The 10,508-nt window shown below is 58.9% G+C and carries 11 protein-coding genes and 1 pseudogene; 8 read left to right on the top strand and 4 right to left on the bottom strand.

Translation table 11 applies throughout. The features are described from left to right. Window positions 1–586 (bottom strand): trehalose-6-phosphate synthase (locus QZ638_RS19415; protein ID WP_295813547.1); only part of this gene is annotated, 586 nt, incomplete at its 3' end. Between QZ638_RS19415 and QZ638_RS19410 the strand changes: the two are divergent. The 6 genes and pseudogenes from QZ638_RS19410 to QZ638_RS19385 form a co-directional block, all read left to right on the top strand. After that, window positions 530–1,510 (top strand): annotated as a pseudogene (locus QZ638_RS19410) (FAD-dependent oxidoreductase); the annotation flags it as partial. The gene QZ638_RS19415 and the pseudogene QZ638_RS19410 overlap by 57 nt on opposite strands. Before the next feature lies 1 nt (window position 1,511). Continuing rightward, window positions 1,512–2,117 carry a gamma-glutamylcyclotransferase family protein gene (locus tag QZ638_RS19405; RefSeq protein ID WP_295813546.1) on the top strand — a complete coding sequence of 202 codons (606 nt, stop codon included), beginning with the start codon at window positions 1,512–1,514 and terminating at the stop codon, window positions 2,115–2,117. A 133-nt stretch (window positions 2,118–2,250) separates the two neighbouring features. After that, on the top strand, window positions 2,251–3,627 hold the full coding sequence (locus QZ638_RS19400; protein ID WP_295813545.1) for a class II 3-deoxy-7-phosphoheptulonate synthase: 1,377 nt from the start codon (window positions 2,251–2,253) through the stop codon (window positions 3,625–3,627). Window positions 3,628–3,729: 102 nt separating this feature from the next. Then, window positions 3,730–4,161 carry a GFA family protein gene (locus QZ638_RS19395; protein WP_295813544.1) on the top strand — a complete coding sequence of 144 codons (432 nt, stop codon included), beginning with the start codon at window positions 3,730–3,732 and terminating at the stop codon, window positions 4,159–4,161. Next, window positions 4,158–4,751 (top strand): hemerythrin domain-containing protein, encoded by a 594-nt coding sequence (locus QZ638_RS19390; RefSeq protein WP_295813543.1) that lies wholly within the window; start codon window positions 4,158–4,160, stop codon window positions 4,749–4,751. The genes QZ638_RS19395 and QZ638_RS19390 overlap by 4 nt, the downstream gene beginning before the upstream one ends. A gap of 86 nt (window positions 4,752–4,837) precedes the next feature. Continuing rightward, the gene (locus tag QZ638_RS19385) at window positions 4,838–6,523 is read left to right on the top strand and encodes an NAD+ synthase (protein WP_295813542.1); all 1,686 of its coding nucleotides are present in this window, start codon (window positions 4,838–4,840) and stop codon (window positions 6,521–6,523) included. A gap of 242 nt (window positions 6,524–6,765) precedes the next feature. On the opposite strand, the gene QZ638_RS19380 is transcribed toward QZ638_RS19385, so the two are convergent. From QZ638_RS19380 to QZ638_RS19370, 3 genes are read right to left on the bottom strand one after another with little or no spacing between them, the layout of a single operon-like run. Next, window positions 6,766–7,401 carry an ATP-dependent Clp protease proteolytic subunit gene (locus QZ638_RS19380; protein ID WP_295813541.1) on the bottom strand — a complete coding sequence of 212 codons (636 nt, stop codon included), beginning with the start codon at window positions 7,399–7,401 and terminating at the stop codon, window positions 6,766–6,768. Between the two features lie 39 nt (window positions 7,402–7,440). Next, window positions 7,441–7,797 (bottom strand): SRPBCC domain-containing protein, encoded by a 357-nt coding sequence (locus QZ638_RS19375; protein WP_295813540.1) that lies wholly within the window; start codon window positions 7,795–7,797, stop codon window positions 7,441–7,443. Beyond that, window positions 7,794–8,108: a metalloregulator ArsR/SmtB family transcription factor gene (locus QZ638_RS19370; protein ID WP_295813539.1), complete on the bottom strand. Its 315-nt coding sequence runs from the start codon at window positions 8,106–8,108 to the stop codon at window positions 7,794–7,796. Before QZ638_RS19370 ends, QZ638_RS19375 begins: the two co-directional genes overlap by 4 nt. Window positions 8,109–8,267: 159 nt before the next feature. Between QZ638_RS19370 and QZ638_RS19365 the strand changes: the two genes are divergently transcribed. Continuing rightward, entirely contained in the window at window positions 8,268–9,485 is a 1,218-nt protein-coding gene (locus tag QZ638_RS19365) for an MFS transporter (protein ID WP_295813538.1), read from the top strand. Window positions 9,486–9,534: 49 nt separating this feature from the next. Next, window positions 9,535–10,508, top strand: a 974-nt coding sequence (gene gltX, locus QZ638_RS19360) for a glutamate--tRNA ligase (RefSeq protein WP_295813537.1), incomplete at its 3' end; no start/stop codon positions are given.

The following is a 10,508-nucleotide window of genomic DNA, read 5'->3' as shown; positions in this document are numbered from 1 at the left end:
CGATGCCGATCGGGAAGGCGCCGACCCGGAATTCGCGATCACCGGCCCGGCACGTGCCGCGGCTGGTTTCGCGGCCGAGCCCCTCGCGGGCGAGACAGCTCATGAAGTTCTCGGCGTCGTAGTCGATCTGGAAACCGACGAGATCGTAGGCGGTGAACGCCTCAAGCAGCCGCCGGTGCCACGGCATGGCGAAGAACACGTCGGGCGGCGGGAAGGGAATGTGGAGGAAGAAGCCGATCTTGTTGGTGACGCCACGGGCGCGGAGCTCGGCGGCCAGCGGGATCAGGTGGTAGTCCTGCACCCAGATCGTGTCGTCGGGCCGGAGCTGCGAAGCCAGCACCCGGGCAAAGAAGGCGTTGACGCGGAAATAACCGGTGATGTCGCGCCGGTCGAAGTCGACGAGGTCGAGCCGGTAGTGGAGGAGCGGCCACAGCGCCCGGTTCGCGAAGCCGCTGTAGTATTCCTCGAGGTCGCGCTGGGTCAGGTCGACCAGCAGGAACTCGATGTTGTCCTCCCGCCGGGTCTTGACGTTGTCGCTGTCGGTGGCCGCCCCAATCCGCATGTGGCCCTGCCGGGGCAGGAGCATTGCATCTCCTCAAACGAGGCATTCGACCTGGCGGATCTGCCGGCAAGTATTGTTATTGAGGGCGGTGGCTATATTGCCGTTGAGTTCGCCAATATTTTCCACGGTCTCGGGGTCGAAACGACTCTGGTCTATCGCGGCAAGGAAATTCTTTCGCGCTTCGATCAGGATCTGCGCCGTGAACTCCACAATGCAATGGAAGCCAAGGGCATCAGGATTCTCTGCCAGGATGTGCTCACCAAAGTGGAGAAGCGCGGCGACGGTGATCTTCTCGCGCAACTGAAATCCGGACAGACGCTGCAGGCCGGGCAAATCATGCTCGCCATCGGTCGCATTCCCAATACCGAGGGTCTGGGCCTAGAGGCTGCCGGTGTCGAGACGGGCAAGGCCGGTGAGATCGTCGTCGATCAATATTCGCGCACCAATGTCGAGAATATCTGGGCTTTGGGCGATGTCACGAACCGCGTTCAGCTCACGCCGGTGGCAATCCACGAGGCCATGTGCTTCATCGAGACCGAATACAAGAACAACCCGACCGAGGTGGATCACGACACGATTGCCACCGCTGTCTTCTCGCAGCCTGAAATCGGCACGGTGGGGCTCTCGGAGGACGATGCCGCCAAACGCTTCGATACACTGGAGATCTACCGCGCCAGCTTCCGTCCCATGCGGCATACGCTCTCGGGACGGCAGGAAAAAATGCTCATGAAACTGGTGGTTGACGGTGAGAGCCGGCGTGTGCTCGGTGCGCATGTGATGGGCCCGGATGCGGGCGAGATGGCACAGCTTTTGGGCATTCCTCTGAAGGCGCGCCTGTCGAAGGACGATTTTGATCGAACCATGGCGGTCCATCCTTCCGCTGCCGAGGAACTAGTCACTATGTACAAACCCACCTATCGCGTTGTGAAGGGCGAGCAGGTCGACTGAGATGCAAAACAATGCAGGCGAGGGCGGTCTGGTTGCGTATTTCGGCTACGGGTCGCTCGTCAATCGCAATACCCTTCGTACCGAGATTGTCGACGCTCTGCCGGCACGTTTGAAGGGGTGGCGGCGCCAATGGGTGCGTCGGGACGAGGAAAGCAACCGGGCGCTTTTGAGCGTGCGGCGCGATCCCGCCTCCGTTATTGACGGTCTGTTGGTAATCGACCGGGCGGAGAATTTGCCGGCTGTCGACTTGCGAGAAGAACGCTATCGGCGCGTGCGGCTTGCATCCACCGATCTGGAACTGTCGGCCGCCGAATTGCCTGCTGGCTGCCCACTTCATGTTTACGAAGCCGCCGCGCTTTATGCGCCTGCGCAGCTTGAAATCATCCAGTCCTACCTCGATGCCGTTCTCCAGGGCTTCCTGCGCGAATACGGGCGCGCCGGCGTCGAGCGTTTTGTTGCGGAGACCGATGGCTTCTCGGCGACGGTTCTTGCTGATCGCAAGACGCCGAGTTACCCGCGTTCGGTGACGCTCGGCGCCGAAGAAGAAGCTTACTTCGATGCGCTTTTGATGCAAAAAGTCGCTGGATTTGCATCTTTCGTGCGCTAGTGTTTCCTCATCGCCACAATTGCAGGCTAGCATCGATCGCTTCCTTTGGTTAAGAAAGCGGCCTTCCGGTATCCGTCTTGGAGATTTCAGCGGATAGAGGGCATGATCCTGTAGCAACTGTCGAGTAAGCAAGATGACGAAGTGGTCGCCGAATTCGTGGAGAAACAAGCCTATCCTGCAGGTTCCGGCTTATCCGGATGCAGCCGCCCTGGCCGAGGTCGAGGCGCGCATGTCCACGTATCCGCCGCTCGTTTTTGCGGGCGAGGCGCGCAAGCTCAAGAAGCAGCTCGCCGCCGTTGCAGAGGGCAATGGATTCCTGCTCCAGGGTGGTGATTGCGCCGAAAGCTTCGCCGAGCACGGCGCGGACAACATACGCGACTTTTTCCGTGCCTTTCTTCAGATGGCTGTGGTGTTGACCTATGCTGGTTCGCAGCCCGTTGTGAAGGTCGGCCGTATTGCCGGCCAGTTCGCCAAGCCGCGTTCATCCGACAACGAGACCAAGGGCGATGTCGTCTTGCCGAGCTATCGGGGCGACATCATCAATGGCATCGAATTTGACGAGGCCTCGCGCATTCCCGATCCGGCGCGTCAGGAAATGGTCTACCGCCAATCGGCTGCGACGCTGAACCTTCTGCGCGCTTTCGCGCAAGGCGGTTTCGCCAATCTGGAGAATGTTCACAAATGGATGCTGGGCTTCCTGTCCGACAGCCCGCAGGCCGAGCGTTACCAGGAACTGGCAAACCGCATTTCCGAAACAGTGGATTTCATGCGCGCCATCGGGATCACCGGCGAAAGCACACATGCGCTGCGCGAGACGGATTTCTACACCAGCCACGAAGGCCTGCTTCTGGGCTACGAGGAGGCACTGACGCGCGTCGATTCCACCTCCGGCGATTGGTATGCCACGTCTGGTCACATGATCTGGATTGGTGATCGTACACGTCAGCCCGATCACGCGCATGTGGAATATTGTCGGGGTATCAAGAACCCGCTCGGCCTCAAATGCGGTCCCTCGCTCTCTCCAGATGGGCTGATCGAATTGATCGACATTCTCAACCCGGAGAACGAGCCTGGTCGCCTGACCCTGATCGCCCGCTTCGGTGCGGAAAATGTGGGCGAATACCTGCCCAAACTCATCCGCGCGGTTGAGAAGGAAGGGCGCAAGGTCGTCTGGTCCTGCGACCCCATGCACGGCAATACTGTTACCGCCGCAGGCTACAAGACCCGACCCTTCGACCGAATCCTCAAGGAGGTGCAGACGTTTTTCGAGGTGCACCGCGCCGAAGGCTCACATCCTGGCGGTTTGCATGTGGAGATGACCGGCAAGAACGTCACCGAATGCACAGGCGGTGCGCGCGCTATACGCGATGAAGAACTGCGGGATCGTTATCACACCCATTGCGACCCGCGCCTCAATGCCGATCAGGCGCTCGAGTTGTCTTTCCTGGTGGCGGAGCTTCTGAAACGGGATCGCGAAGTTTTGCCGGCTGGTAAGGTCGCCAATGGCTGAAACGGGCTTGAGGCTTAGCTTCAGGCATTGTTGATGTCGTTTGCGGCATGCAACTGGTAATCATGGTTCCGGAAACCTCTAAACCGTTCTCGGAGAAAAACCATGACGAAACAACAAGGCGGATCGTGTCTATGCGGCACGGTCCGTTTTCGCACCAAGGGGGCGCTTCGCGGTGTCGTCTATTGTCACTGCTCCCAGTGCCGGAAACAGACCGGACTTTATTACGCCGCGACGGACGTCGATATCTGCAACTTGACGATCGACGGCGAAGACAGTCTTGCCTGGTATGCAGCGTCCGATTTTGCCCGGCGCGGTTTTTGCAGGACCTGCGGTTCCGCGCTGTTCTGGAAGCGCAACGGCGCCGACAAAATCTCCATCCTCGCCGGCGCATTCGATCTGCCTTCCGGTCTGATTGCGGAAAGTCATATTTTCGTGGCCGATAAAGGCGATTTCTATGCTATCGCCGATGAGTTGCCGCAATATGCGCGCAGCAGTCCCGATGTCGTCGTCGCGGAGAGTGCCGCTCAGGAATGACCGATCTGCCAGAAGCGCTTAAGCTTGAGACGCGTACCGGCCTGCCGGCGGATTTGCGCTATCTCGTTGACAAGTACCCGCGCGAGGGGTGGTGGGAACATCCCAATCTCGGCGAGATGGCGCAATTTTGGTTGCAGCGTCACGATATGTTTCGTGAGCTTGGCGGGATGTTGAAGACCAGTGCGGGCGACTATCGGGAAGGCAAGCTGGCGCCTCACGACTTCGCTGCCTGGTTCGCGCCTCGCCTGTGTTTCTTCCTGCAGCAGCTTCATGGGCACCATCAGATCGAGGATCTCCACTATTTCCCCGTTTTCGAGAAGGCGGAGACACGTATGAAGCGCGGATTCGAGCTTCTCGACAACGATCACCACGTCATCCACGAGGCACTCGGACGCAACGCTGAAACCGGGAGCCGGTTTCTGCAGGCACTCCAATCGGATCACGACCGACAGCGCTTTGCGGGCGATGCCTATGCCATGGAGAACGAGGCGTTGCTCAACATGCTTCTGCGTCATCTGGAAGACGAAGAGGATTTGATCATCCCCCTCATTCTGGATCGCAGCGAGGAGGGGCTTGGCGTCGGTCTCTGATCTCCGACCGCGTGTTGCAAGCATGGGATGCAGAGGCTACACGCTTTAGGCACCCAGAAGTCCTTGCCTCACTGAACAGGAACGTCATGGTCTCCAAGTCTGTCCCCTCCGACATTCTGCGCATCGCCACCGCTCAGCTTAATCCGGTCGTCGGAGATGTCGCTGGAAATCTTGCCAAGGCGCGCGAGGCGCGGGCGGACGCCGCGCGCCAAGGGGCCGACCTGGTTCTGTTTACAGAGCTTTTCATCGCTGGCTATCCACCGGAAGATCTGGTGTTGAAACCCGCCTTTGTGAATGCGTGCGAAGAGGCTGTGCGCGCATTCGCCGAAGATACGAAAGATGGCGGTCCGGGCGTCATTATCGGTGTACCTTTGAAACGGGAAAGCGGCCTCCACAATGCGGTCATGGTGCTCGATGGCGGCAAGGTGATCGCCGAACGCTTCAAACTGGATCTGCCCAATTACGGCGAATTTGACGAGAAACGCGTTTTCCAACCGGGACCGGATATGCCGGGACCGGTTAATTTCCGCGGCGTCCGCATCGGCATTCCGGTCTGTGAAGACATCTGGGGCGAACTCGACGTGTGCGAGACGCTGGCCGAATCGGGCGCCGAGTTGCTTCTTGTGCCCAATGGCTCGCCTTATTATCGCGGCAAGGTGGAAGTGCGTCATCAGGTGGTCATCCGCCAGGTGATCGAAAGTGGACTGCCGATACTTTACGCCAATCAACTTGGCGGACAGGATGAGCTCGTTTTCGACGGTGCATCCTTTGCCATTCAGGCGGACAAATCTTTGGCGTTCCAAATGAGCCAGTTCGAGGAGGCCGTCTCAGTCTCCACCTGGAAACGGGAGGGGGAGGGCTGGCGCTGCGATGACGGTCCCATGTCGAAGATTCCCGAGAAGGAAGAAGCCGATTACCGCGCCTGTATGCTGGGGCTGCGCGACTATGTGAACAAGAACGGCTTTAAGAATGTGGTTCTCGGGCTCTCCGGCGGAATCGATTCCGCGATTTGTGCCGCGCTTGCCGTTGATGCGCTGGGCGAAGAGCGGGTGCGCTGCATCATGATGCCATACCGTTATACCTCGCAGGATTCGCTAAAAGACGCGGAAGCCTGCGCTCGTGCTCTCGGTTGCCGCTACGACATGGTCCCGATCTTTGAACCTGTCGAAGGTTTTTCTGGTGCGCTCGCTCAGCTCTTCGAAGGCACCGATGAAGGCGTAACGGAGGAGAATCTGCAGAGTCGCACTCGTGGTACGATCCTGATGGCAGTCTCCAATAAATTTGGTTCCATGGTCGTCACCACCGGCAATAAATCGGAGATGTCGGTGGGTTACGCCACGCTCTATGGCGATATGAATGGTGGCTTCAATCCCATAAAGGACGTCTACAAAATGCAGGTCTATGCCCTGTCTGCCTGGCGCAACACCACCGTGCCGCCTGGCGCGTTGGGGCCTTCGGGTGAGGTCGTTCCGCAAAACATCATCGACAAGGCGCCGTCTGCTGAACTGCGCCCTGATCAGACGGATCAGGATTCGCTACCGCCTTATCCGGCTCTGGACGACATTCTGGAATGTTTGGTCGAAGGCGAGATGAGCGTCGATGCGATTGTTGCGCGCGGCCATGACCGCGAGACCGTGCATCGGGTTGAGCATTTGCTTTATATCGCCGAGTACAAGCGCCGACAGGCCGCGCCTGGCGTGAAAATCACTCGGAAAAATTTCGGTCGGGATCGACGTTATCCGATCACAAACAGATTCAGGGACCGGTCATAAGGTGTTGTTCAATAGGGATAATAGTCGCTTTTGATGGATGGCAATTGTCTGCGCCGGAACGGTTCGAGGGCGGTTCGGCGCTTATACCGGTGGGCGTCTGATCGATCTCACCGGCATTGAACCGGCGTTTCGAACCGTCAGTCTGTTTTGTCTGGCCGCTGCTGTGCTTTTCACAGTGACTCTGCCCCATCGCTCGCAAACCGCGTAGAGACGAGGGAGGCCGAACCCTCCCTCAAAACGCATCAGTCTTCTTGGTCGGTTGCCGGTTTTGCCTTTTCCAGTTCAGTGCGTGTTGAATAAACCCGGTCGACGAGACCCCAGTCGCAGGCTTCCTGCGCGGTCATGAAGAAGTCGCGATCGAGCGTGCGTTCCACTTCTTCTTCGCTGCGCCCGCAATGCTCAGAATACAGCCGGATCATGCGCCGTTTGAGCTTCAATATGTCTTCTGCGTGACGCTGTACGTCTGAGGCCTGTCCGCGGAAGCCTCCAGAAGGCTGATGCAGCACAACGCTGGCATTGGCGAGGGCGGCGCGCCGGCCGGGCTCACCCGACATCAGCAGAAAGGACCCCATGGAGCCGGCAGTGCCCATACAGACTGTGGCCACGGGGCTGTTGATGAAGCGCATGGTATCGTAGATGGCAAAGCCGCTCGACACCACACCGCCTGGCGAGTTGATGTAAAAGGAAATCTCACGCTCGGGATTTTCCGATTCCAGAAACAGAAGCTGCGCGCAGATAAGCGCAGCCGAATCGTCGTTCACCTCGCCATTGAGGAAGATGATCCGCTCCCGCAGGAGCCTTGAGTAAATGTCGAAGGAACGTTCGCCTCTCGGCGATTGCTCCACGACCATGGGGACGAGCGCCATCGTGTCGCGCATGCGCGATCTCCTTGTCTTCGATTTTCGTGTTGTGGAGCCTCAGGCGGCGCGCGCCATCGGCACTCCATTGCTGTTGGCCGCTGCTGGCGGCACCGTACCGGCGCTATGGGTCAGACGAAACCACGTATTGCCGTCGGGCATAGGACCGATCTCGAAGGTGACCAGCGTGTCCGGCGCATTCGTTTCGTCATCGCGCCAAGCATAGCGCACGCGTGAGTATGGCTCGGTGTCGAGCATTTCGTAAGCTGGGCCGGTTTTTCCGTCACCGCATTCGCCCAGCCAGCTCGCCGCGAGCTCAGGAATCGTTAGCGCGCGCCAGACCTTCTCTGGCGAAGAGTCCAGAACGTATTCCAGGACAATGTTTTCGCTTGTTTTTTTCTCGTTGGCGTCGCTCATTGGTCCATCTCCTTGAGCAGCGTTTTGAGTTTGTCGACCCGTTCGGGCCAGAAGGCGCGGTAGCGGGCGAGCCAGTCGACGACGGGAGCCATTCCGTCCGGCCTGATGCTGTAGCGCATCTGTCGTCCGGCTTTTTTTTCCTCGATCAATCCGGCACTGCGCAGCACTGCAATGTGTTGTGAGACCGCTGGCTGCGACATCGCTAGGCCTTCGCGCAGTTCCGTCGCATTGCGTTCGCCGTCACTCAAGCGCTCCAACAACTGCCTCCGTGTCGGATCTGCCAAGGCTCTGAAAATATCCGATTCAGTCATGCTGATAGATAAGTCGATTCTTATGTTTTTTGCAAGAGCGCTGGATTAATCCCTGAAACCGTTACGGCCATTGCGATATCTGCAACGGCGTCTAGGATGCACAAAACCGCCACCGTGGCCTTTCCGTGGCTCGGGCCGACAAGCACCAGAGTTCCATTCATGTCCTATCTGATCTTTCTCCGCGAAAACGCGCGTTGGCTTGCGGGCGGCTTTCTTCTCACGCTGTTTTCTTCCTTCGGTCAGACGTTCTTCATCTCGTTGTCGGCTGGCGATATCCGCGCCGAGTACGGTCTTTCACACGGTGCATTCGGGACGCTTTACATGCTGGCGACACTGGCCAGCGCTTTCACCTTGCCGCGTCTCGGTCAGATCGTTGATCGTTATTCGGCGCGAAGAGTCACTTTCATCATCATTCCGCTTTTAGCGCTCGCCTGTGTGTCGATGACGCTGTCGCATTCCATCGTCGTCCTGGTGGTTACGATCTACATGCTGCGCCTGTTCGGGCAGGGGATGATGACGCACAATTCTCTGACGGCGATGGGCCGATGGTTTTCCGCCCAGCGTGGCCGTGCCGTTTCCGTCGCCACGCTGGGGCACAATGTCGGTGAGGCGATCCTGCCGCTGAGCTTCGTTGCTGTCGCTGCCCTTGTCGGCTGGCGCAACAGTTGGATCATCGCCGCCGTGCTTCTGCTCATCTTCGCGCTGCCGGTCATCTCCGGTCTGATAGCGGTGGAGCGTGCTCCGCGCGCCAGCGATCCGGCGGCGCGCAAAAGCCTGGTGCGCGACTGGACGCGCGGCGAAGTGGTGCGTGATCCGGTTTTCTACCTGCTGCTGCTCGGTGTCATGGCGCCGGGGTTCATCGGCACCACCATCTTCTTCCACCAGATTTATCTGGTGGAATTGCGCGGCTGGTCGCTAGAGGTTTTTGCATCCTCTTTCACCTTCATGGCATCCATGACGGTCATCTTTGCGCTGATCTCCGGACAGTTGATCGACCGTTTCTCTGCTGTCGCCTTGTTGCCGGGCTTCCTTGTTCCGCTCGGAGCGGCCTGTCTCATTCTTGCTGGCAGCGAGGCCCAGTGGAGCGCCTTTGCCTTCATGGGGCTGATGGGCGTTTCTTATGGCTTCTCTTCGACCCTGTTCGGAGCGCTCTGGCCGGAGGTCTACGGTATCCGACATCTCGGCTCGATCCGCGCGTTGACGGTGGCCATCATGGTCTTCGCCACGGCGATGGGACCAGGAATCACCGGTTTCCTGATCGACCGAGGTGTCAGCTATCCGCTACAGATCGGCATGATGGGGCTCTATTGCCTTGCCGCAAGTGCGATGCTTCTCGTTGTCTCGCGCGGTTTGAGTCTGCGTCTGCAAACCGCATGACGCCACGTTCTTCTTGCCAGATGCAACGCTTTTGGATACGCCCGCAAACATGACAGTTACCGTTCGTTTTGCGCCGTCTCCAACCGGCCACATCCATATCGGCAACACGCGCACCGCGCTCTTCAACTGGCTCTATGCGAAGAAGCATAGCGGGCGCTTCATCCTGCGCTTCGACGACACGGATGTGGAACGTTCGCGCCGCGAATATGCCGAAGGCATCGCTCAGGATTTAAGCTGGCTCGGCGTCGTTCCCGATCAGAAAGTCGCGCAGTCGGCACGTTTCGACCGGTACGACGCAGCGGCCGAAAAATTGAAAGCGGCCGGCCTTCTTTATCCATGTTACGAGACGCCGGAAGAACTGGAGCGCCGGCGCAAGATCCGACTGTCCCGCCGCCTGCCACCTGTTTATGGGCGCGAGGCGCTAAAACTCACCGATGAGGAGAAGGCTGCGTTCGAAGCTGAGGGGCGCAAAGCGCACTGGCGTTTCCTTCTGCCCAATTTTACCGGCGATCCCTTCGCAACCGGCCGCACCGATGTGCACTGGGACGATGTGGTGCGAGGGCCCCAGACGGTGGATCTGGCGTCCATGTCCGATCCGGTTCTCATCCGCGCCGACGGCACCTATCTATACACCCTGCCTTCCGTGGTTGACGACATCGACCTCGGCGTGACTCATATCATCCGAGGCGACGATCACGTTACCAACACCGGTGCGCAGATTGCCTTGTTCAAGGCGCTGGGCGCAGAACCGCCGGCCTTTGGACACCACAATCTGCTGACCACGGTGTCCGGTGAGGGGCTTTCCAAACGCACCGGCGCGCTCTCCGTGGCGAGCCTGCGCGAAGCTGGCGTTGAACCGATGGCGGTGGCGTCGCTGGCTGTCCTGATAGGCACATCGGAAAATGTTACTGCGGCCTCTTCCATGGAGGAGCTGACCGCGCTGTTCGATCCCACCTCAACATCGAAATCTGCTGCGAAGTTCGATCCCGGCGAGCTTTCCGGGCTCAGCCGTTATATCATCCA

It is taken from the genome of uncultured Nitratireductor sp. (genome assembly GCF_913053745.1).
GTDB lineage: Bacteria > Pseudomonadota > Alphaproteobacteria > Rhizobiales > Rhizobiaceae > Nitratireductor.
Note: the sequence above shows the minus strand (reverse complement) of the source record. Positions and strands in the feature narration are given on the sequence as shown.